The organism is Subdoligranulum variabile, from assembly GCF_025152575.1.
Lineage (GTDB): Bacteria > Bacillota > Clostridia > Oscillospirales > Ruminococcaceae > Gemmiger > Gemmiger variabilis.
Window position 1 is genome coordinate 2,084,957 of record NZ_CP102293.1, and the last position, 21,156, is coordinate 2,106,112.

Annotated in this window: 20 protein-coding genes and 1 riboswitch; of the genes, 9 read left to right on the forward strand and 11 right to left on the reverse strand. The window is 61.5% G+C overall.

The features are described from left to right. Positions 1–32: 32 nt before the first annotated feature. From NQ490_RS09780 to NQ490_RS09805, 6 genes are all read right to left on the reverse strand, one after another. On the reverse strand, positions 33–1,739 hold the full coding sequence (locus tag NQ490_RS09780; RefSeq protein ID WP_259951205.1) for an efflux RND transporter periplasmic adaptor subunit: 1,707 nt from the start codon (positions 1,737–1,739) through the stop codon (positions 33–35). Positions 1,740–1,935: 196 nt separating this feature from the next. Then, positions 1,936–3,000: a hypothetical protein gene (locus NQ490_RS09785; RefSeq protein WP_007045585.1), complete on the reverse strand. Its 1,065-nt coding sequence runs from the start codon at positions 2,998–3,000 to the stop codon at positions 1,936–1,938. Continuing rightward, complete coding sequence (locus tag NQ490_RS09790) at positions 2,990–3,478, reverse strand: RNA polymerase sigma factor (RefSeq protein WP_007045586.1); 489 nt, start codon at positions 3,476–3,478, stop codon at positions 2,990–2,992. The genes NQ490_RS09785 and NQ490_RS09790 overlap by 11 nt, the downstream gene beginning before the upstream one ends. 108 nt (positions 3,479–3,586) lie before the next feature. Next, a complete protein-coding gene (locus NQ490_RS09795; RefSeq protein WP_187118491.1) occupies positions 3,587–4,168 on the reverse strand; it encodes a pentapeptide repeat-containing protein in 582 nt (193 codons plus the stop codon). After that, positions 4,168–5,262: an acyltransferase family protein gene (locus NQ490_RS09800; protein ID WP_040917370.1), complete on the reverse strand. Its 1,095-nt coding sequence runs from the start codon at positions 5,260–5,262 to the stop codon at positions 4,168–4,170. The genes NQ490_RS09795 and NQ490_RS09800 overlap by 1 nt, the downstream gene beginning before the upstream one ends. Before the next feature lie 85 nt (positions 5,263–5,347). Next, the gene (locus NQ490_RS09805; protein ID WP_007045589.1) at positions 5,348–5,722 is read right to left on the reverse strand and encodes a Fur family transcriptional regulator; all 375 of its coding nucleotides are present in this window, start codon (positions 5,720–5,722) and stop codon (positions 5,348–5,350) included. Between the two features lie 204 nt (positions 5,723–5,926). Between NQ490_RS09805 and rbr the strand changes: the two genes are divergently transcribed. The 7 genes from rbr to NQ490_RS09840 all read left to right on the forward strand — a co-directional run bounded on the left by rbr (position 5,927) and on the right by NQ490_RS09840 (position 11,732). Beyond that, positions 5,927–6,469, forward strand: coding sequence for a rubrerythrin (gene rbr / locus NQ490_RS09810; RefSeq protein ID WP_007045590.1), 543 nt, complete (start codon positions 5,927–5,929; stop codon positions 6,467–6,469). Positions 6,470–6,788: 319 nt separating this feature from the next. Next, positions 6,789–7,001 (forward strand): FeoA family protein, encoded by a 213-nt coding sequence (locus NQ490_RS09815; RefSeq protein ID WP_007045591.1) that lies wholly within the window; start codon positions 6,789–6,791, stop codon positions 6,999–7,001. A 59-nt stretch (positions 7,002–7,060) separates the two neighbouring features. Then, a complete protein-coding gene (locus tag NQ490_RS09820; protein ID WP_040917371.1) occupies positions 7,061–7,282 on the forward strand; it encodes a FeoA family protein in 222 nt (73 codons plus the stop codon). 44 nt (positions 7,283–7,326) lie between these two features. Next, a complete protein-coding gene (feoB, locus tag NQ490_RS09825) occupies positions 7,327–9,507 on the forward strand; it encodes a ferrous iron transport protein B (protein WP_007045593.1) in 2,181 nt (726 codons plus the stop codon). Positions 9,508–9,534: 27 nt separating this feature from the next. Then, positions 9,535–9,735, forward strand: coding sequence for a hypothetical protein (locus tag NQ490_RS09830; protein WP_007045594.1), 201 nt, complete (start codon positions 9,535–9,537; stop codon positions 9,733–9,735). A 101-nt stretch (positions 9,736–9,836) separates the two neighbouring features. After that, positions 9,837–10,214, forward strand: coding sequence for a metal-dependent transcriptional regulator (locus tag NQ490_RS09835; protein WP_259951210.1), 378 nt, complete (start codon positions 9,837–9,839; stop codon positions 10,212–10,214). Positions 10,215–10,382: 168 nt separating this feature from the next. Further along, the gene (locus NQ490_RS09840; protein ID WP_040917372.1) at positions 10,383–11,732 is read left to right on the forward strand and encodes an MATE family efflux transporter; all 1,350 of its coding nucleotides are present in this window, start codon (positions 10,383–10,385) and stop codon (positions 11,730–11,732) included. Positions 11,733–11,785: 53 nt separating this feature from the next. Here NQ490_RS09840 and NQ490_RS09845 read toward each other — a convergent pair whose 3' ends face one another. Both NQ490_RS09845 and NQ490_RS09850 read right to left on the reverse strand, forming a co-directional pair. Beyond that, complete coding sequence (locus tag NQ490_RS09845; RefSeq protein WP_007045598.1) at positions 11,786–12,331, reverse strand: HdeD family acid-resistance protein; 546 nt, start codon at positions 12,329–12,331, stop codon at positions 11,786–11,788. A 129-nt stretch (positions 12,332–12,460) separates the two neighbouring features. Beyond that, positions 12,461–13,681: a helix-turn-helix transcriptional regulator gene (locus NQ490_RS09850; protein ID WP_007045599.1), complete on the reverse strand. Its 1,221-nt coding sequence runs from the start codon at positions 13,679–13,681 to the stop codon at positions 12,461–12,463. A 209-nt stretch (positions 13,682–13,890) separates the two neighbouring features. Here NQ490_RS09850 and NQ490_RS09855 point away from each other — a divergent pair, with 209 nt between their 5' ends. After that, positions 13,891–15,282 carry an MFS transporter gene (locus NQ490_RS09855; protein ID WP_007045600.1) on the forward strand — a complete coding sequence of 464 codons (1,392 nt, stop codon included), beginning with the start codon at positions 13,891–13,893 and terminating at the stop codon, positions 15,280–15,282. Positions 15,283–15,303: 21 nt separating this feature from the next. Next, entirely contained in the window at positions 15,304–17,511 is a 2,208-nt protein-coding gene (locus NQ490_RS09860; protein WP_007045601.1) for a glycoside hydrolase family 2 protein, read from the forward strand. Between the two features lie 91 nt (positions 17,512–17,602). On the opposite strand, the gene NQ490_RS09865 is transcribed toward NQ490_RS09860, so the two are convergent. The 3 genes from NQ490_RS09865 to NQ490_RS09875 form a co-directional block, all read right to left on the reverse strand. Beyond that, a complete protein-coding gene (locus NQ490_RS09865; protein ID WP_007045602.1) occupies positions 17,603–18,985 on the reverse strand; it encodes a TrpB-like pyridoxal phosphate-dependent enzyme in 1,383 nt (460 codons plus the stop codon). A 457-nt stretch (positions 18,986–19,442) separates the two neighbouring features. Continuing rightward, positions 19,443–19,763, reverse strand: a complete 321-nt coding sequence (locus NQ490_RS09870; RefSeq protein WP_007045603.1) for a hypothetical protein — start codon at positions 19,761–19,763, stop codon at positions 19,443–19,445. 64 nt (positions 19,764–19,827) lie between these two features. Next, positions 19,828–20,730 carry a cation diffusion facilitator family transporter gene (locus tag NQ490_RS09875; protein ID WP_007045604.1) on the reverse strand — a complete coding sequence of 301 codons (903 nt, stop codon included), beginning with the start codon at positions 20,728–20,730 and terminating at the stop codon, positions 19,828–19,830. Between the two features lie 127 nt (positions 20,731–20,857). Further along, positions 20,858–20,952: riboswitch (NiCo riboswitch) on the reverse strand. Between the last annotated feature and the right edge of the window lie 204 nt (positions 20,953–21,156).

The window sequence follows — 21,156 nt, forward strand, 5'->3', positions numbered from 1 at the left end:
CCTCTTTGGCAAATTGTTCGGTGTCGTGCATCTTACATGCCTCCCGGCGCGCCGCCTGCGTTGCCGCCGCCCATATCGCCGCCACCGCCGGGGCCGCGGTCACCGCCGCCAACGGGGGCGTCCGCCGGGGCGGCACCGCCCATCTCACCGCCGCCCTGCATCATCTCGGTCAGCGGGTCGGTGGTGTTGTCGGTGGTCTCGATGCCCTGGGTCAGGTCGGCGCTGGAACGGATAACGTCGCCCTCGTTCAGGTCATCGCCGGAAATTTCGATGTAGTAGTCATTGGATTCGCCGGTGGTGACGGTCACTTCCTCAAAGGTCATGTCCACGCCCTCGCCGCCGGTCTTGCGCAGCACATAGGTGGAGCCGTCGTCATGGGTGCCCACGGCGTCACGGGGCACCGTGAAGATGTCGTCCTTCTCGCTGATGACGATCTCCACCTGGGCGGAGATGCCGATGAGCAGCCCGGAGTCGGTGCCGCTGACGGTGACCGTGGCGCCGAAGGAACCCTCCGAGTTGGCCACGGGGTCGATGCGGGTCAGCGTGCCGGGGATCACCGCGTCGCCGGTGGCGTCGCTGGTGATATTGCACTGCATGCCGGTGGACAGCTTGCCCACCGAGCTGGCGGGGATGGTGACCTCCACCGTCAGGTCGGACACGTCCTGGATGGTGGCCACGGTGCCGGTGCAGACCGAACCCACGGTGGCGTTCAGCTCGGTGATGGTGCCGTCCATGGTGGCGGTGAGGGTGCAGTCCTCCAGGGTGGACTGCAGGGTGGTCAGCGTGTCGGAGGTGCGGCTGGCCTGTTCCAGCTTGGTCTCGGCGCTGTCCACGTTGCGGGAGTTGGTGGTCACCGCGTTGTCGTAGTTCTGCTGGGCCTGATCCAGGGCATCCCGCAGCTGCTCGATCTGGTTGTAGTACTGGGCAATGGTATCAAAGCCCTGCAGGCCCAGTTCGGGGATGCTGCACTCGCCCTTGGCGATGCTCAGCTGATTCTGGTAATCCGAAAGCTGGTTCTGGATTTCCTGCTGGCGGTCGGTGCTGCCGTCGCTCTGGGCCTGGGTCAGCTGGATCTGCAGATTGGAGATGGTATTCTGCAGCTGGGCGATCTTCTCGGAGTACAGGCCGTAGTAGTATTCCACCAGCTCGCGGTTGGTGCCCTTGGCGCCGTTGGCGTTCTGCATGGAAGAATAGTAGTCGGTCAGCCCCAGGGTGTCGTAGTCCTGCTGGGCCTGGTCCAGTTTCTCCTGCAACTGGGCCAGGTTGGTAGCCTGGTCCTCCACGCTCTGGGTGTAGGTGGTCTCGGCCTGGTCCAGACTGTCGTTGTAGTTCTGCTGGGCGGTCTCGATCTGTTTTTCCACGTCGGAGGTGTCCAGCGTGGCGATGACGTCGCCGGTCTTGACGGTGTCGCCCACCGCCACGTTCACCGCCGTTACCTTGTAGGTCTTGACGGAATCCGAAGCCGTGACGCTGGCCGTGGACCCGGAGGCCACCGTGCCGTTGACGCTGACCGAATCGGTCAGGTTGGTTTTCTGCAGGGTGGTGGTGCGCACAAACTGATAGGTCAGGGTCTTGCTGACGGCGGCGGTGCGGCCCAGAAAGGAGACCACAAAGGCCAGGATCAGCAGCAGAATGACCAGAAAAATCGTCAGCTTTTTGTGACGTTTGAACCAATGCAGGGGATTGTGGCGCTTGAACCAGTCCAGCGGACGGCGCGCGGCAGTGTCATGTTCCGACATAAATGTTCCGAAGCTCCCTTCGCCTGAGGCGGATTTTTACTCCCCCAGTGTAGCGCGAAATTGTGTACAAATTTTGTTTAAAAAGGAAAAACAGCGATATGCCTGCACACACAAGCATATCGCTGTATAAATTTGGCTAAATTGTGAATGTTGGGCCCAATTGCGGTATTTTTCGCGGTGTTACGCCTTTGCCCTGTTACGCCGCGGGCGTGAAACTGTCCAGCACTTCCTTCAGGACGTTGCGGGCGGCGGCACCGGCGTCGCCGGTGTTGCCGTAACCGCTGTAAGGTGTCACATCCAGGCGGTAGAAGATGCCGTTCAGCTCAAAGAACACGTAGGAATTCAGGTAGGGACTGGTTTTCCCGTTGCTGGTGCAGACAGGCAGCAGCGCGGTGATGCCGGACGGGGTGGTGTATTCCTCCACTTCCCACACAAGACCGTCCTTTTTAGCAAAATAAACCTGGTGCCCGGCCAATGAGGTCCCGGCAGGGCGGTCTTCCGAGGCCAGCAGCACATAGGCCTGGGTCTCTATGGTGTAACCGTTTTCCAGCATATCCATCCGGCGGGGGAACAGCTGCAGCGGGGCGTCCTCCTCCCACTCAACCGAGAAACCTGCGGGCCAGGCTCCGGCCAGACGGTTGCAATCTTCATAGTAAGCTTTGTAAAAGGCGTTTACTTCTTCCAGTGACATGGTTTCCAAGTTGTCGGGCCGGGGGATTTCAGCCGTGACAGGGGATACGTAAAAAGAGTTGTCCATGGGCGTTCCGCTGTCCAGCAGGTCACTTTGCGCCAGGGGCAGGCCGGTGGCCTCGGTCAGGTCGGCCCAGCTGCTGTAGCCGTGACCGCCGGGACCCGAGGGTGGCAGGTCGCGGCCGCTCAGATATGTTTCCATCGGCGGCACCCCGTCGGCATCCCATTCATCGTTATAGTGTGCCATCAGGGAATCCATCAGCTTGTCGGGCAGCTGATAGGCGGTCTGGTCGTACTGTATGGCGTATCCGGTGTTGTTTTCGGGGGCAAAGCTAGGGCGGGGATTGGTGCGCAGGTTGCTGAACTGCGCCCGGCCCAGCAGGGCTCCGGCGGCCAGCAGCAGCGGCGCCCCGATGCAGACTGCCAGCCGCAGGGCCCGGGTGCGGCGCTTCTGCCGTTTCTCCCCGGCGGGCAGCGCCTCGGCCACGGCAGACCAGAGGTCGGTTTCGGCGGGGTGTAGCCCTTCCTGCAGCGCCTGGCGCAGCAGGGCTTCGTCGCGGTCAGGTGTCATGGCAAAATCCCTCCTTCTCCAAAAGTGCGGCCAGTCGTCGTTTGGCCCGGTGGTAGCGGGTACGCAGATAACTTTCTGGCCGGTGGTGGATCTTCGCCAGGGCGGCGTAGTCCATGCCGTCCAGCACCCGTTCCAGCACCAGCGCCCGGTCCAGCGGGTCCAGGGTGTTCAGCGCCTCCCGCAGATTTTCGCTGATGCCGGGGTCCGGCGGGGCCGGTTCGGGCGGCCTGCGCTGCTCCGCCCGCTTGGCGGCGCGCAGCATGTCCAGCGCCGTGCGGTAGGCGATGCGGTAGAGCCAGGCCCGCTCGTTGTCCTGCCCGTCGCCCCGCAGGCTGTTCCGCCGCAGCCAGGCCTTCACGAAGGTGGCCTGCACGGCGTCCTGGGCGTCCGCTTCGCTGCCCAGCATAGCCGTACAGTACCGCAGCAGCGGTGGGGTGTAGGCGCGGACCAGTTTTTCCAGGTCCTGCTCGGTCTGCATACCGGATCACTTCCTTTCCTGGGAGTCTTTTCACCCTTATAACGCCGCCAGAGCTCTGTTTGTGTCACCCCTAAACAAAAAAGCGGCAAATTTTTGCCGCTTTCACTTTTATTCGATTTTCAGCCCGAAGCCGCTCAGCAGCGCCACCACGTCGGGGAAGCTGAACCGCGCACCCCGCAGTCGGTTGACGGTTGGGTCGATGATGTACTCCGACGCCTCCCGGAAATCCGCCTTTTCCAGGTCGCACCGGCTGAACTGGGTGCGGCCCAGGGGCACACCGCGGAAATCTGCCCCCGCCAGCCGGCAGTCATCAAAGGTGCAGTCGCCGAACCGGCAGCTGGAAAAATCAAACCGGGTCAGCGTCATGCCGGAAAACTCGTTGTACCGGAACTCGCACCGCTCGGCCTTGCCGAAGGGTTGCACCAGGGCGCTGCGTCCCTGCAGGCCGCCCCAGGCCACCGACCGGAAGGCGCAGCCGGAAAACCAGGCGTCGCTCATCTGGCTGAAGCTGAACACCACGCCGCTCCAGGTGCAATGTTCAAAGGTGCAGGACAGAAAACTGCAGTTTTCGATCCGCACGCCGTCCCAGCGGCAGTTTTTGAAGGTACAGTCGTTGTATTCCGCCCCGCGTAGCAGGGCGCCGGGGTCCAGGGCATCAAAAACCTCGCCCTGCCAGTATTCTTTTTGCATCAGGATTTCCTCATTCTGCATAGGATGGATTGCTTGACGGCCCGGTAGGGCTGGTAGACCAGCAGGGGCAGGGCCAGCCCCGCCGCTGTGTAGGCCAGCCACCAGGCCCCGCCGGTGAATAGGGTGGGGAAGGCCGCCAGCAGATAGGGCTCACCGCCGGTGATCTGCAGGCCCAGCCAGGTCACCAGCTTGAAGCTGAGAAAATGCAGGATCACGATGGGCATGGTGGCCCGGCCCAGGGCGGACAGCGCCTGGCCCAGCCGGGGCAGCAGCACGGCCAGATGGGCGCACTCATAGACCAGCACCCAGCCCGCGGCGCTGGCGATCAGTAAAAACAGCCAGTGGGGGTACTGGTTGGCGGCCAGCCCCACCGAGCCCAGGGGCAGCAGCACCAGCAGGACCACAAAAGCCCCGGCGGCGATGAGCACCCGTCCTGCCGGTTTGCGGGCGGGCTGGCCGATGCGGTGTACCAGCGCACCCAGGTAGTACAGGGAATACCCGCTGGCGGCAATGCCCAGCCCCCAGACGTTCCAGCCGGTGCGGGAACAGGTCCAGCCCACCATCAGCAGCGCCCCGGCCACAAGGCCCTGGGGCAGCAGGGTGTCCCGTCCGGGGGCCAGTCTGCGCAGCAGGAACTCCACCAACGCGTACAGAAGGGAAATCTGGAACAGCGCCTGCACGAACCACAGCGCGCCGCCCAGCTGGGTGCCGCCGTCAAAGACGCACCAGTGTAGGGTGCGTCCCACGATGTCCTTGAGAGTCACCGGGTCGGTGAGCTGGTTGCCGGGCAGGTCCAGGATGCGGGGATCGCTTGTCAGGATGTTGAGCCGGAGGAAGAGATTGTTGCAGAGGGTGAACACCGTGTTGGCGGCCACAAAGGGCAGCCACAGCGTCAGCAGGCGGCGGACGCAGAAATGCCGCAGCCCGGCCACACCCTCCCCCAGCCGGAAAAAATAGCCGCTGAGCATAAAAAACAGGGCCATGTGGAACAGATAGATAAAACCGGAGCCGGGAAAGCCCGAATGCCCCACCACCATCAGCACGATGCCGATGCCGCGCATGGCATCCAGGACCCCGTCGCGCTGTTTCGCCATAAAGATGTACCCCGTTTCCTTTAGAATAAGGTCAGTATACCGCAAAAAGCGCCGCACGGCAAGCAGAGCCGTACGGCGCAGGGGGTCATTGTGCGTTTTTGGCGCGGCAATGGGGACACAGATAATGGATGGTCAGTGTGTAACCGCGCACTTCGGTGCCGATGGCGGCTTCCACCTCGCGGATCAGTCCCACCACCGGCAGGTCGGTCAGTTCCCCGCATCCGTCACACAGAAGATGTCCGTGGGGGATGGGGTTGCAGTCGTAGCGGTCCGGACCACCGGCCATTTCCAGATGGGCGACTTCTCCGTCGCGCTCCATCAGCTTCAGGTTGCGATACACGGTGCCGCGGGCGATGTGGGGCATCTGCTGGCGGGCGTGGCAAAAGATCTCGTCAGCCGTCAGATGCTGCGGGCGCTGCTGGCGCATGATCTCCAGGATCAGCGCTTTTTGGCGGGTCATGGGCGGGCCTCCTTCCTGAATAAGACTTTATCTTAAAAGATAGAATACACGATTTCTTGATTTTTGTCAACAGGCAATTCTAGAAATAATAAGAATAATTCTTAAAAATAGGGTTGACAGAGAAAAAAATTATGATATAATGAAGCCAAAGCAAGACGGATTCTTGAAGCAAGAGAACAAATCATACAAACGGAGGTAAGCGTTATGGAACTCAAAGGCAGCAAGACCGAGAAGAATTTGTGGGAAGCATTCGCTGGTGAAAGCCAGGCCCGCAACAAGTACACCTACTTTGCATCCAAGGCCAAGAAGGAAGGCTATGAGCAGATTGCCTCCATCTTCGACGCCACCGCCAACAACGAGAAGGAGCACGCCAAGATCTGGTTCAAGCTCCTGATGGAGAACGGTGAGATTCCCGACACCCTGACCTGCCTGAAGATGGCCGCCGCCGGTGAGAACGAGGAGCACACCTCGATGTATCCGCGGATGGCTGCCGAAGCCAAGGAGGAAGGGTTCGATCACATCGCCGCCCTCTTCACCATGGTAGCTTCCATCGAGAAGGAGCATGAGGAGCGCTACAAGGCCCTGGCCGCCAACATCGAGGCGGGCAAGGTCTTTGCCCGGGAGACCGAGCAGGTCTGGCAGTGCCGGAACTGCGGCTATATCTATATCGGCCAGCACGCGCCGGTGAAGTGCCCGGTCTGCGCCCATCCGCAGGCTTACTTCGAGCTCAAGAGCAGCAACTACTGAGCACCGCAGAGAGAGGGGCAGCGCCCCTCTCTTTTTTTGCAATTTTTTTGTCGATGCCGTTGACAAAGCCGCGGCTCCGTGGTATAGTATCGGTGTTAGCGAAAGCTAACCACAGACCAGACAGAGGGCTACGGCCCGATTTTCCCCAACCATGACCGTACCGTGCGGCGACCTTCCGCGCGGTGCGGTTTTATCGGGATATTGGATTAGCTATAACTAACCTTGAGCCGGTCCAGCGCCGCCTGCTGCTGCGGAGCTTCTTTTGGACTCGATGGTTAGTTGAAACTAATTTGTGGAGACAGGAAAGGAGTCACAGAGTATGCCGTTGACCATGGCAAAAGCAGGGGATACCGTCACCATCCGCAGGATCACCGGCCGGGACGAGGTGCGCCAGCACCTGGCCGAGCTGGGATTTGTGGTGGGGGAGTCGGTCACGGTGGTGAATGTGCTGGGCGGCAACCTGATTCTGCAGGTCAAGGAGAGCCGCATCGCGCTGGATCAGACGCTGGCCATGCGGATCCTGGTGGCCTGAAAGCCGACGCTCCGGGGCGAATGTCCCGCAACGATAGAAAAATCCGGGGAGGCAATGCAATGAAGACATTGAAGGAACTGAAAGTGGGCCAGACGGCCACGGTGGTGCGGCTGCACGGCGAAGGGCCGGTGCGGCGGCGCATTATGGACATGGGTCTGACCAAGGGTACCCAGGTGTATCTGCGCAAGGTGGCGCCCCTGGGGGATCCGCTGGAACTGACGGTGCGCAACTATGAGCTGAGCATCCGCAAGGCCGACGCCGCCATGGTGGAGGTCGAGTAAACAGGCGCTTGCACCCAGGCGTCCGGAAAGGGGTAATTGGAATAATGGCAATCAAAATCGCACTGGCCGGCAACCCGAACTGCGGCAAGACCACGCTGTTCAACGATCTGACCGGCTCCAACCAGTATGTGGGCAACTGGCCCGGCGTGACGGTGGAAAAGAAGGAAGGCAGGCTCAAGGGTCACAAGGACGTGGTCATCCAGGACCTGCCGGGCATCTATTCACTTTCCCCCTACACGCTGGAGGAGGTGGTGGCCCGGGGCTACCTGGTGGGGGAGAAGCCCGACGTCATCCTGAACATCATCGACGGCACCAACATTGAACGCAACCTCTACCTGACCACCCAGCTCATCGAGCTGGGCATCCCGGTGGTGATGGCGGTGAACATGATCGACCTGGTGCGGAAAAACGGCGACACCATCGATCTGAAGCGGTTGAGCAGGGAACTGGGCTGTGAAGCCATCGAGATCAGCGCCCTCAAGGGGGAGGGCAGCCGTCAGGCGGCTCAACTGGCGGTGGAAGCCGCCCGGGAATCCTGCACCGGGGAACTGCCCCATGTTTTCACCGGCAGCGTGGAACATGCCCTGGCCCACATCGAGGAATCCATCCAGGGCAAGGTGGACGAGCGGTTCCTGCGGTGGTATGCGGTCAAGCTCTTCGAGCGGGACGACAAGGTCCAGTCGGAACTGGGACTGGACGCCGGACTGCTGGCCCATCTGGACGAGCACATCGCCGACTGCGAGAAGGAGATGGACGATGACGCCGAGAGCATCATCACCAACCAGCGTTACGCCTACATTCACAGGGTGGTGAGCCGGGCGGTGCAGAAGAAGGCCCGCACCGAGCACCTGACGGTCTCCGATAAGATCGACCGCATCGTGACCAACCGCATCCTGGCGCTGCCCATCTTCGCGGTGATTATGGCGGCCATCTATACCCTGTCCATGGGCAGCAGCAATTTTGCCATCGGTCGGATGGCCACCGACTGGACCAACGATGTCCTCTTCGGGGATTGGGTGCCCAACGCCCTCAACGCCTTCCTGGAGGGGGCCGGCGTGGCCCCCTGGCTCCAGGGTCTGGTGGTGGACGGCATCGTGGCCGGCGTGGGCGCCGTGCTGGGCTTTGTGCCCCAGATGCTGGTACTCTTCCTCATGCTCTCCCTGCTGGAGGATGTGGGCTATATGGCTCGGGTGGCTTTTATCATGGACCGCATCTTCCGCAAGTTCGGCCTGTCGGGCAAGAGCTTCATCCCCATGCTGGTAGGTACCGGCTGCGGCGTGCCCGGCGTCATGGCCTCCCGCACCATTGAAAACGAGCGGGACCGCCGCATGACCATCATGACCACCTGCTTCATCCCCTGCAGCGCCAAGATGCCCATCATCGGCCTGTTCGCCGGAGCCCTCTTCGGCGGTTCGGGTCTGGTGGCTACCTCGGCCTACTTCATCGGCATGGCGGCCATCATCGTGTCGGGCGTCATCCTCAAAAAGACCAGACTCTTCGCCGGGGACCCGGCGCCCTTTGTCATGGAGCTGCCCGCCTACCACGTCCCGGCCTGGGGCAACGTGCTGCGGGCTACTTGGGAGCGGGGCTGGTCCTTCATCAAGCGGGCGGGCACCGTGATCCTGGCCTCCACCATCGTGCTGTGGTTTTTGCAGGGCTTCGGCTTCACCGACGGCACCTTCGGTATGGTGGAGGATAACAACACCAGCCTGCTGGCCGGCATCGGCGGGGCGGTGTCCTGGCTCTTTGCCCCCCTGGGATTCGCCAGCTGGCAGGCCACCGTGGCCACCGTCACCGGCCTCATCGCCAAGGAGAACGTGGTGGGCACCTTCGGTGTGCTCTACGGTTTTGCCGAGGTGGCGGAGAACGGCGACGAGATCTGGGCCAACATCGCCCGGGATTTCACCATGCTGTCGGCCTACAGCTTCATGATCTTCAATCTGCTCTGCGCTCCCTGCTTTGCCGCCATGGGCGCCATCAAGCGGGAGATGAACAACGGCCGCTGGACGGCCATTGCCATCGGGTATATGTGCCTGCTGGCCTACTGCACCGCGCTGGTGGTCTACCAGCTGGGCGGGCTGGTCACCGGGGAAGTGGGCTTCAACTTCTTCACCGTGGTAGCGCTGGCTCTGGTGGCGTTGGCAATCTTCCTGCTGGTGCGCCCCAACCCCTATGAGAAAGAGCGGGAACGGGTGGCCCCTTCCCGCGCGACCGTCACGGAATAACGCTTTTTTCGGAAAGGAGTCCTTGCCATGCTGGAATTCTTGACAGCAAACTTCAACCTGCCCACCGTGATCGGGGCGGTGATCGTCTTCGGCGGTACGGGCTGGCTGCTCTGGCGCAGCCACAAGGCGGGCGGTTCCTGCAGCTGCGGGGGCTGTTCCGGCTCCTGCGGCTGCGCCGGGGGCTGCAGCGGATGCAGCGGCCACTGTCACACCCAAAAGACAACCTGAACTTCCTGGCGGGGCACGGCAGCGTGCCCCGCTTTTGGTTGCAAAACGGCGCCCCGCGTGGTATAGTTAAATACATACCGTACCGAAAGGGGGCCGTTCCCATGAAGATTCATGAATCGGCGGAAGACTATCTGGAAAAGATCCTCATGCTCCAGGAGCAGAAAGGCTCGGTGCGTTCCATCGACATTGCCGTGGCGATGGGATTCTCCAAGCCCAGCGTCAGCGTGGCCATGAAGAATCTGCGGGAAAACGGCTATATCTCGGTGGATGGCGACGGCTACATCCACCTGGAAGAGCCCGGCATGGTCATTGCCCGGCGCATCTATGACCGGCACCGCAAGCTGACCCAGTTCTTTGTGGCGCTGGGGGTGGATCCCGAGGTGGCCGCCCACGATGCCTGTAAGATCGAACATGATCTCAGCGAGGAAACCTACAGCAAGATGATCGCCTTTGCCCAGCGCGAGACGATGCAGTCCTGAATGTTACCGCGATCCAACCGCAGGAGCCATTGGCTCCTGCGGTTTTTCTTTTTAGCAGCAAACACAATAAACCGGCGAATTTTTCCGTTTTTGGGAAAGGATTGGCTTTTTTCGCCAAAAGGGCTATACTGAAAATATGCCATACAATCGAAAAGAAGGTCTTCCCGGATGGAAAAAAATGAACTCTTTGCCTCGGTGCCGGTGCCGGTGGCTTTGCGGCAGATGATCGTGCCTGCCGCCGTCAGCCAGATCATCGTGCTGATCTACAACATGGCCGATACTTTTTATATCGGCCGCACCAACGACCCCTACATGCTGGCGGGGGCGTCGCTGATTTTGCCGGTCTTCAACATGCTGCTCTGCCTGTCCTCCCTGGCGGGCATCGGCGGCGGGACGCTGATCTCCCGGCTGCTGGGCAGCGGGGAGGAAGAGGAGGCCCGCAAGGTCAGCGCCTTCAGCTTCTGGCTGGCGGTGGCCCTGTCGCTGGCCTTCTCCCTGGGGCTGGGCTGCTTCATGACGCCGGCGCTGCGGTTCCTGGGGGCGGGGGACAACATCTTCCTCTACGCCCGGCAGTATTCCTTCTGCGTCATCGTGCTGGGGGCGGTGCCCACGGTGCTCTCCAACGTTATGGCCCACCTGGTGCGCAGCGTGGGCATGTCCCGGGAGGCCGGCTTCGGCATCACTCTGGGGGCGGTGCTCAACATCGCCCTGGACCCGGTGTTCATGTACCTGATCCTGCCCGACGGCCAGCAGGTGCTGGGGGTGGGCATTGCCACGCTGCTCTCCAACTGTGTGGCCTGCGTCTACTTCCTGGTGATCCTCTGGCAGATCCGGCAGCATACCGTCCTCACCGCCGACCCCCGGGGCGGCCTGCCCTGCGGGCGGAACATCGCCGCGGTCTTCGGTGTGGGCATCCCCTCGGCGGTGGCCAGCCTGCTGTTTGATCTGGACTATGTGGTCATCGACAAACTCATGGTCTCCTACAGCGAGGTGGCCCTGGCGGCCATCGGCATTGTCCTCAAGGTGGAACGGCTGCCCCTCAACGTGGGCATCGGCATCTGCCAGGGCATGGTGCCGCTGGTGGCCTACAACTGTGCCTCGGGCAACGAAAAGCGGATGAACCAGGTCATCCGGCTCTCCCTGGCCACCGGACTGGTGGTGGCTGCCGCCAGCATCCTGCTGTATGAACTCTTCACCCCCTGGATCGTCCGGGTCTTCATCTCGGACGCCCCCACCGTGGCGCTGGCCACTACCTTCCTGCGCATCCGCATCCTGGCCACGCCCCTGATGTTCCTGAGCTTCTTCACCGTCTACATCTTCCAGGGCTTCGGCAACGGACGAATCTCCCTCTTCCTGGGCGTGGTGCGGTGGGCGGTGTTCAACATCCCCATGCTCTATCTTTTGAATTTCTGCATCGGTATGTACGGCATCGTCTGGTCCCAGATCGTGGCCGACGTGCTCACGGTGCTGCTCTCGGTCTATGTCTACCGGACCCGGCGGCCCGCTTTTGCCGTCTGATCCTTTCCAGCCGAAAAACCGGCCGGAGGCTGCTGCCTCCGGCCGGTTTTTTCTTATTTTTTCCCGAATACGAAACAGAGGATGTCCAGCACTGCCTCGATGATCAGCGAGATACCGATGAAGGTCCACAGCACCGCGGTGGTGGTGAAGGGGTTGAAGACAATCAGCCCTCCGAAGACCAGCGTCAGACCGGCGCCGATCATGGCCAGATACCAGTATTTCTGGCCCAGCCGCAGGGCGTCCACGGCCCACTGGAGTTTGTTGATGCCGTTGGCCAGGGTGAGCACCCCGTAGACCACCGTCAGGATGGGAAAGGTGAGGACAAACCATTCCCATCGGAAGATGCAGAACAGGCCCGCCAGCAGAAAGCTCAGCCCGGTGACCAGACCGCCGCTCTGGGCGGCCACCTCGGGGGCGGCGCGGAAATAGCCCGTCAGGCGGGCACCGCCCAGCAGGACGAGGATGACCCCCAGCGCCACCAGGACGGCAGAGGTGAAGGCGACGGGGTTGATGAGCAGCAAGGCACCGATGACGATCTCGCCAATGCAGAGGATCAGGTTCATCAGGTTGCGGTCGATGGAATGACGATTGTTTTTCATGCACAGTTCCTCCCGGCATTGGTATGCGACGGTGTGGGTCCGTTTATACCCGCGCCCCGGTGACTTTACCTTATCACAGGGAACAGCCCGGCGCAATGGACAAAGCGGTGGATCTGTCCGGAAAAGAGATCACAGCTGGAGGGCACGGCCGGTTTTGCGGTACTCGCTGGGGCTGCAGCCGGTGGTCTGGCGGAAAATGCGGGAAAAATAGTTCACATCCAGAAAACCGCAATGCTGGGCGATAGTCTGGACCTGCAGCCGGGTGCTGAGCAGCAGGCTGATCGCCAGCCGCATCCGCTCCTGAAGGATGAATCCGGTCAGGGTATGCCCCGTCTCTTTTTTGAAGCGGGCGGAAAAATAGCTGGCGTTGCAGTCCAGGGCGCCGGCCACGGTGCGCAGGCTCAACGGTTCGGCCAGATGCTGGCGCACATAGAGCATGGCTGTCTGCACCGGTTCGGTGTACCCCTGGGTGCTGTGGCGCTGCACCAGCAGACAGTACTGGTCGGCGATCTCCTGCACCAGCCGCTGGGCAGCGCCGGTGGTGGGCAGCTGCTCGATGCGGGCCGCGCAGGTGCGGGACAGATCATCCAGATAGATGGGATGCACCCCGCCCCGCTGGGCGGCCTTGCGCAGTACAGTGTTGAGGACGATGCAGTAGTTTTTGATGTTGCGCACCGGATCGGCCAGCCGGTGTTCCACCGCCACATTCAGGTCGGCGTCGTGGAGCAGCTGATGCAGCCGGGCGCGATCCCCATCGGCCACCGCCTGCAGCATGGCATCTTCCAGTTGGTAGCGCATCTCCAGCCGCTGCATGGCGGCGGGCAGATCGGCCTCCCGGGTGGGCACCGACAGGGCGGCGGGGGAGAGCTCATCCTCCAGACTGATGGGACGCACCTCGGCCTGGCGGCCGTACAGCAGCTCGCACAGACTGTAGAGCATGGCGTAGAAGGTACTGTTGTCGGCGATCCGGGGCAGGGTGGGGTAGAACTCTTCCAGCAGATGCGCCCGGGCCGGCGGCAGGTCATACCGTTCTGCCGTTTCCAGGATCTGCTGTCCCGAAGGCCGAAGGGAGAGATACGGCCCGATCACCATGCAGCGGGGCGTGTCGGGCAGCAGAAAAAACAGATAGTGCAGATAAAAGCAATCGGTGACATGGTAGACCGAGCCTGCCTCCATGTGGGGGAAAAACATCTGGCATCCTGCAAATACCGAGGGTGTCACCCCCAGCTGACGGCGCAGCCCGGCGTCGATCTCCAGGTCGGTATCGGCGGGCAGCGTGAATTCCCGGCTGCCGATGCCGGATCTTTCCAGCACTTTCAGGAAAAAAGCAAACTCATTTGCACACTTCATACAAAAAACATCTCAAACTTTTGGCGGTGTCAGCAAACTATACATACAGTATGCGCCTTTTTCTGCACAATGACAAGAGAGAAAACAAAAATAATGCTATTTTGGCACGAAAACATTCTAATCCAAGGAACCCCAATTCTGATAAGATACATACAACGTCCGGACAACGAATTTTTACCCTCTACACTGTTGGAGTAAGGAGTGATTGTATGAACCGCAGCGCCACGGCACGTCCCTTCGGGCTCCGCGACAAGGTCGGTTACCTGTTCGGAGACTTTGGCAACGATTTTACCTTTATCTTTTCCACCATGATGCTCATGAAGTTCTACACCGACGTCATGGGTGTTTCGGCCGGTGTGGTCGGCCTGGTCATGACCATTGCGCGCATCGTGGATGCCTTCACCGATGTGACCATGGGCCGTATCTGTGACCGCAGCCGCACCACGGACCACGGCAAGTTCAAGCCCTGGCTGCTTCGCATGTGCGGCCCGGTGGCCATTGCCTCCTTCCTGATCTACCAGAGCGGCCTGGCGGGACTGCCCATGGGGGCCAAGATCGCCTACCTGTTCGTGACCTACATCCTGTGGGGATCGGTCTTCTATACGGCCATCAACATTCCCTACGGGTCCATGGCCTCCGCCATCTCGGAGGACCCCGATGACCGGCAGTCCCTGTCCACCTTCCGCACCATGGGCGGCACGCTGGCCGGTGTGATCATCGGCGTGGGCCTGCCCCTCATCGCCTACCAGAAGGTGGACGGTGTGGAGACCCTCATCGGTTCCCGGGTCACCCTGGCGGCCGGTGTATTCTCGGTGCTGGCTGTGGCCTGCTACCTTTTGTGCTATAATCTGGTTACCGAGCGTGTCCGCGTGGAGGCACCCGACCGCAAACAGGAGTCGGTACTCCAGATGCTCAAGAGCGCCGTACACAACCGGGCCCTTATCTCCATCATCGCGGCGTCCATCGTCATGCTGCTGGCCCAGCTCACCATGCAGGGCATGAGCGGCTACGTCTACCCCGACTACTACAACAACGCGGCTGCCCAGTCCGCCTCCACCCTCACCATGATGGTGGGCATGATGCTGGCCGCCGGTGCGGTCAAGCCGCTGGCCAAGCGGTTCGGCAAGTGCGAAATCAGCGTAGCGGCCAGCGTCTTTGCCGTGGTGGTCAACGTCATCCTTTTCTTTGTACGTCCCCAGAACGTCTGGGTCTATGTGGGCTTCCAGTTCCTCTGCTGGCTGGGCCTGGGGATGTTCTCCATGGTCTGCTGGGCGCTCATCACCGACGTCATCGACTACTCGGAACTCAAGACCGGCCGTCGGGAGGACGGCACCGTCTACGCGCTGTATTCCTTTGCCCGCAAGCTGGGCCAGGCCGCTTCCGCCGGTCTGACCGGTCTGCTGCTGGAACTCATCGGCTACTCGGCCGCCACCCGCACCGATCCCGTGGTGCAGGAAGGACTGTTCAATATCTCGGTGCTGGTGCCGGCGCTGGGATTTGCCCTGCTGGCCGCCATCCTGTGGTTCTGGTATCCGCTGCATAAAAAGCAGGTGGAGGAGAACGTGCAGGCCCTGAAAGAAAAGCATGCCGCCGAAGCATAATCCACAAGGAGGTACTTCTGTATGAGAACTGTCTGCAACATCAACCACAAATGGGCTTTCCGCAAGGGCGCCCCGCTGCCCGAAACCTTCCCCGCCGACTGGGACCTGGTCAATCTGCCCCACAGCTGGAACAACATTGACGGCCAGGACGGCGGCAATGACTACTGGCGCGGCACCGCCGTCTATGTGCGGACGCTGGAGCGCGCCGACCTGCCCGAAGCCGGGGCTTATTTCCTGGAGATCAATGGCGCCAACTCCTCGGCGGATGTCTACCTGAACGGCGAGAAGCTGGCCCACCATGACGGCGGTTACTCCACCTGGCGGGTGGAGCTCACCGGCAAGCTGCAGGAGGAAAACCTGCTGGTCATCACGGTGGACAACGCCCCCAACGACCGGGTCTATCCCCAGTCGGCGGACTTCACCTTCTACGGCGGCCTCTACCGGGATGTGAACATCCTCTGCGTGCCCGCCACCCATTTTGAGCTGTCCTACTACGGCGGCTGCGGCCTGCACCTGACCCCCGATGTCAGCGGCAAGGTGACGGTGGAGCGCTGGCTCGCCGGTCCTGCCGACGGCACCACCGTGCGGTATACCATCTGCGATGCCGCCGGCAACGTGGCTGCCCAGACCACCACCGCCGCCGACAAGACCGAACTGCAGGTGGCCCAGGTCCATCTGTGGCATGGCCGCAAGGACCCCTACCTCTACACCCTCACCGCCGAGCTGCTCCGGGACGGCACGGTGCTGGACAGCGTCAGCCGCCGGTTCGGTTTCCGCAGCTACAGAATCGACCCCGACAAGGGCTTCTTCCTCAACGGCGAAAGCTATCCGCTGCACGGTGTTTCCCGCCACCAGGATGGCTGGCAGAAGGGCAACGCCATCAGCAAGGAAGACCACATCCGGGATATGGACCTGATCTGCGAGGTGGGCGCCAACACCATCCGTCTGGCCCACTACCAGCACGACCAGTTCTTCTATGACCTGTGCGACGAGCGCGGCTTGGTGGTCTGGGCCGAGATCCCCTATATCTCCCAGCATATGCCCACCGGCCGGGCGAACACCCTGAGCCAGATGCGGGAACTCATCGTGCAGAACCATCATCATGCGTCCATCGTGGTCTGGGGCCTGAGCAACGAGATCACCATGAAAGGGGACAGCGACCCTGACCTGCTGGACAACCACCATGAGCTCAACGACCTGTGCCACACCATGGATCCCACCCGCCCCACCGTCATGGCGGTGGTGAGCATGTGCCCCACCGACAGCCCCTACCTGGAGATCCCCGATGCCATCTCCTACAACCACTATTTCGGCTGGTACGGCGGCGACACCGCCATGAACGGCCCCTGGTTCGACAAGTTCCATGCCGAGCATCCCACCCTGCCCATCGGCTGCAGCGAGTACGGCTGCGAGGCTCTGAACTGGCATTCCGACACCCCGCAGCAGGGGGACTACACCGAGGAATACCAGGCCTACTACCACGAGGAGCTCATCAAGCAGCTTTTCAGCCGGCCCTATATCTGGGCCACCCACGTGTGGAATATGTTTGACTTCGGCGCCGACGCCCGCAACGAGGGCGGCGAGAACGGCCAGAACCACAAGGGCCTGGTGACCATCGACCGCCAGTACAAAAAGGATGCCTTCTACGCCTACAAGGCCTGGCTATCCGATGAGCCTTTTGTCCACCTGTGCGGCAAGCGGTTCGTGAATCATACCGGCGACACGGTGCGCATCACCGTCTACTCCAACCAGCCCGAGGTGGAACTGTTTGCCAACGGGATCTCCCTGGGCGTGCAGCGGGCGGAGGACCACTTCTTCCGCTTCACGGTGCCCAACCAGGGCGTGACCCGGCTGGAGGCTGTGGCCGGTGCCTGCCGTGACAGCGGCACCATCTGCCATGTGGATACCCCCGACGAAAGCTATCGCCTGCGGGAGCGCGGCGCCATCCTCAACTGGTTTGACGTCACCGAAAAGGAGGGCTTCTACTCGCTGAACGACAAGATCAGCGACATCATGAAAGCCCCCGAGGGCAAACAGGTCATTCTCGATCTGCTGTCCACGGTGGGTATGGGCGGAAACGGGGAACCCGATGAGAATTTCGCCCGGATGATCGGCGGCTTCACGGTGCTGCGGCTCTCCGGCCTGGTGGGCACCCTGGGTGAGAACAAGCTGACCAAGGAAACGCTGCTCTCGCTGAACGCCCGGCTGAACACCATCGCCCGCATCTGACATTTTCCTTCCTTTTGGGAATCTTCTCTTCCATCCAACAGCAGGGCGCCCTCCGCCAATGGCGGAGGGCGCCCTGCCGTTATTATGACGATCAGCTCTGGCCGGGCACCTTGGGTAGCCGGGCAAAGCTGGCTTCCAGCTCGGCGTTGGTGGGAATGGTGTCGGTCATCGTGCCGTCGTGGAACTTCTCGTAGGCTACCATGTCGAAGTAGCCGGTGCCGGTCAGGCCGAAGAGGATGGTCTTCTCCTCGCCGGTCTCCTTGCAGCGCAGCGCCTCGTCGATGGCCACCCGGATGGCGTGGCTGCTCTCCGGCGCAGGCAGGATGCCCTCCACCCGGGCGAACTGCTCGGCGGCCTCAAAGACCTTGGTCTGTTCCACCGCCACGGCCTCCATCAGACCGTCGTGGTAGAGCTGGGCCAGCACGGGACTCATACCGTGGTAGCGCAGGCCGCCCGCGTGGTTGGCCGAGGGGATGAAGTTGCTGCCCAGGGTGTACATCTTGGCCAGGGGACAGACCATGCCGGTGTCGCAGAAGTCGTAGGCGAATCTGCCCCGGGTGAAGCTGGGGCAGGAGGCCGGTTCCACGGCGATGAAGCGGTAGTCCGCCTCGCCCCGGAGCTTCTGGCCCATGAACGGCGAGATCAGCCCGCCCAGGTTGCTGCCGCCGCCGGCGCAGCCGATGATGATGTCCGGCTTGACGCCGTATTTGTCCAGGGCAGTCTTGGTCTCCACGCCGATGATGCTCTGGTGCAGCAGCACCTGGTTGAGCACGCTGCCCAGCACATACCGGTAGCCCGGGGTGGTGGTGGCCACCTCCACCGCCTCGCTGATGGCGCAGCCCAGAGAGCCGGTGGTGCCGGGATGTTCGGCCAGGATGCGGCGGCCCACCTCGGTCTCCGGGGAGGGGGAGGGCGTCACCGAGGCGCCGTACACCCGCATGACCTCCCGGCGGAAGGGTTTCTGCTCGTAGGAGCACTTTACCATATAGACCTTGCAGTCCAGACCCAGATAGGCGCAGGCCATGGACAGCGCGGTGCCCCACTGACCGGCACCGGTCTCGGTGGTGACGCCTTTCAGCCTCTGCTGCTTGGCGTAGTAGGCCTGGGCGATGGCGCTGTTCAGCTTGTGGCTGCCCGAGGTATTGTTGCCCTCGAACTTGTAGTAGATTTTTGCCGGGGTGCCCAGCTTTTTCTCCAGGCAGTAAGCCCGCACCAGCGGCGCAGGGCGGTACATCTTGTAGAAGTCCCGGATCTCCTCGGGAATGGGGATCTCCCGGGTGTCGTTGTCCAGTTCCTGGCGGATCAGCTCGTCGCAGAACACCGGGCGCAGGTCGTCGTAGCCCATGGGCTGGCCGGTGCCGGGGTTCAGCAGCGGCGCGGGTTTCGTCTTCATGTCGGCCCGGACATTGTACCAGGTGCGCGGCAGTTCCTCTTCGGACAGGTAGATCTTGTAGGGGATTTTCTCGGTGCTCATACAACAGGCTCCTTTCTGTGTGCCGCGCGGGACAAAACAAAAAGGCCTTTGTCCCACAGGGCATGTGTAAAATACCCTTTGGGACAAAAGCCTGATAGCTTCTGCGGTGCCACCCAAATTGGCGAATTGCTTCGCCCGCTCATCCGATGTGCCAACACACACCGTTCCCGCTAACGGGGGAAATCCGTCGGCCGCTACTGGGGCACTGACCCGTTCGCTCCGCCCTCGGCAGTCCATTCGGCAAAGCGGTCACCGCCGCGCTCCCACCTGTCCGCGGCTCTCTGGAGGATCCCGGTTCTCTGCGTACTCTTCTGCGTCCTCGGTTTGCTGATTCAACAGTTTAACTCGTTGAATTGTCTGGGAGTGTACCAGAATCTGCAGCGCTTGTCAAGTGGTCCGTTGAAAATTTGCTTTTTTTACTAAAGAAAAGGACGTACTTTTGGAAGAAATTCCAAAATCAGCGGCAGCCGCCCACCCCGCAGGCCGGGCGCTGTTCGGCGATCTCCTCCGGCTGCACCGGCGGCTGGCCGATCCAGCCCAGCGCTTCGTCCACATCGAAGGTCTTGCGGCCGTCCTCGTTCACAAACAGCGGAATGCCGATGCCGCCGCGCTCCCGCACCGGGGCAAACACCGGGTCGTGGTCCCGCAGGGCCAGGAATTCCTTGAGGTTGGCGGTGTTCTCGGTAATGTCAACGAAGTCCGCCGCAAAACCCCGGCGGGCCTGCAGCGCCTGGTAGTTGCGGCAGTCGATGCAGATATGGGTTCCGTATACTTTCACAAAAAGCCCTCCCTTGGTTGGATTGCCCCCAGTATACGGCGGACCGGCCGGTTTGGCAAGGGGGTCAGGTCTTGGCCGGGTTTACATGGATCATCACATGCTTGACTTCGGGATATTCCTTTTCCACGTCGGTGTGGACCTGTTCGGCCACCTCGTGGGCTTCCCGCAGCGTTTTGTCGCCGTCGACTTCAATCTCCAGGTCGATGTAGACCTTGTTGCCGAACATCCGGGTATGGAGCAGGTCCACGGCCTCCACGCCGGGACGGCCGGAGATGAAGGCGCGGAGTTTGTTTTCATACTCCTCCCCGCAGGAGGTGTCCAGCAGTTTGTTGATGGCGTCCTTCAGGATGTCGTAGGACACTTTCAGGATGAACAGGCAGATGACCACGCTGGCCACCGAGTCCAGCACCGGGAATCCCAGCATGGCACCGGCGATGCCGATGAGGGAACCGATGGAGGAGAAGGCGTCGGAGCGGTGATGCCAGGCGTCGGCGAGGAAGGCCGAGGAATGGATGAGCAGGGCATAGTGGCGGGTGTACCAGTACATGGCCTCCTTGCCCACGATGGAGATGATGGCGGCAGCCAGGGCGATGGGCCCGGGCACGGCGAGGGTCTGGTAGTTGCCGGAGAAGATGGTCTCCAGTCCGGCCTTGCCGATACCCAGACCGGTGAGCAGCAGCACCACGCCCAGCAGCAGGGAGGCTACGCATTCCAGCCGCTCGTGGCCGTAGGGATGTTCCTCATCCGACGCCTTTTTGGAGATCTTGACGCCGATCCAGGCGATGAGGGTGGTGAGCACATCGGAGAAGGAGTGGACGGCGTCCGAGATCATGGCGCTGGAGTGGCCGGTGACGCCGGCGAACAGCTTGAATCCCGAGAGCACCGCGTTGCCGATGACGCTGACCAGGGACAGTTTGCGGATGACCACCGCTTCATCCAGCGGTGCCGTTTTGTTTTGGGTTGCCATACAAGAAAACCTCCTGTTGTGACCGGGAAAATCCCGGCGGTGTGATTACTCTTGTGTGCACCTTTTCGAGAACGGTTGTTCCCAGGAACCCCGAAAAAGAATAGAAAAAGGCACCTGTGGAACATACAACTGTCCCACAGATGCCGTTACCTTCATCTGCTGCCGCACGGGCGGCCCGGCCCCACGCCCTGCAAAGGGCGTCGCCTGCTCAGTTTGTACTGGAGATCTCGCACCCCGATCGGGGGATGTAATGCAGTGCAAAGAGTTTTCATATTATACCCCATTTTATGGGAGCCGTCAAGCAGATGTGCCGCTTTTTTGCGTATTGCCGAAAAAAAGGCGAAAAACGGCGGCGTTCCCCTTGCGGGCGGGGAGACCGGCTGGTATACTGAAACCAGGATGAAAAACGGCGGAAAGTGTTCCGCT

Coding starts and splice junctions, on each gene's coding strand:
- NQ490_RS09790 (WP_007045586.1), bottom strand. CDS start 3,478: ATGCAGACCGAGCAGGACCTGGAAAAACTGGTCCGCGCCTACACCCCA.
- NQ490_RS09820 (WP_040917371.1), top strand. CDS start 7,061: ATGAAGACATTGAAGGAACTGAAAGTGGGCCAGACGGCCACGGTGGTG.
- NQ490_RS09780 (WP_259951205.1), bottom strand. CDS start 1,739: ATGTCGGAACATGACACTGCCGCGCGCCGTCCGCTGGACTGGTTCAAG.
- NQ490_RS09830 (WP_007045594.1), top strand. CDS start 9,535: ATGCTGGAATTCTTGACAGCAAACTTCAACCTGCCCACCGTGATCGGG.
- NQ490_RS09795 (WP_187118491.1), bottom strand. CDS start 4,168: ATGCAAAAAGAATACTGGCAGGGCGAGGTTTTTGATGCCCTGGACCCC.
- NQ490_RS09840 (WP_040917372.1), top strand. CDS start 10,383: ATGGAAAAAAATGAACTCTTTGCCTCGGTGCCGGTGCCGGTGGCTTTG.
- NQ490_RS09785 (WP_007045585.1), bottom strand. CDS start 3,000: ATGACACCTGACCGCGACGAAGCCCTGCTGCGCCAGGCGCTGCAGGAA.
- NQ490_RS09845 (WP_007045598.1), bottom strand. CDS start 12,331: ATGAAAAACAATCGTCATTCCATCGACCGCAACCTGATGAACCTGATC.
- NQ490_RS09875 (WP_007045604.1), bottom strand. CDS start 20,730: ATGGCAACCCAAAACAAAACGGCACCGCTGGATGAAGCGGTGGTCATC.
- NQ490_RS09865 (WP_007045602.1), bottom strand. CDS start 18,985: ATGAGCACCGAGAAAATCCCCTACAAGATCTACCTGTCCGAAGAGGAA.
- NQ490_RS09860 (WP_007045601.1), top strand. CDS start 15,304: ATGAGAACTGTCTGCAACATCAACCACAAATGGGCTTTCCGCAAGGGC.
- rbr (WP_007045590.1), top strand. CDS start 5,927: ATGGAACTCAAAGGCAGCAAGACCGAGAAGAATTTGTGGGAAGCATTC.
- NQ490_RS09850 (WP_007045599.1), bottom strand. CDS start 13,681: ATGAAGTGTGCAAATGAGTTTGCTTTTTTCCTGAAAGTGCTGGAAAGA.
- feoB (WP_007045593.1), top strand. CDS start 7,327: ATGGCAATCAAAATCGCACTGGCCGGCAACCCGAACTGCGGCAAGACC.
- NQ490_RS09855 (WP_007045600.1), top strand. CDS start 13,891: ATGAACCGCAGCGCCACGGCACGTCCCTTCGGGCTCCGCGACAAGGTC.
- NQ490_RS09815 (WP_007045591.1), top strand. CDS start 6,789: ATGCCGTTGACCATGGCAAAAGCAGGGGATACCGTCACCATCCGCAGG.
- NQ490_RS09800 (WP_040917370.1), bottom strand. CDS start 5,262: ATGGCGAAACAGCGCGACGGGGTCCTGGATGCCATGCGCGGCATCGGC.
- NQ490_RS09805 (WP_007045589.1), bottom strand. CDS start 5,722: ATGACCCGCCAAAAAGCGCTGATCCTGGAGATCATGCGCCAGCAGCGC.
- NQ490_RS09835 (WP_259951210.1), top strand. CDS start 9,837: ATGAAGATTCATGAATCGGCGGAAGACTATCTGGAAAAGATCCTCATG.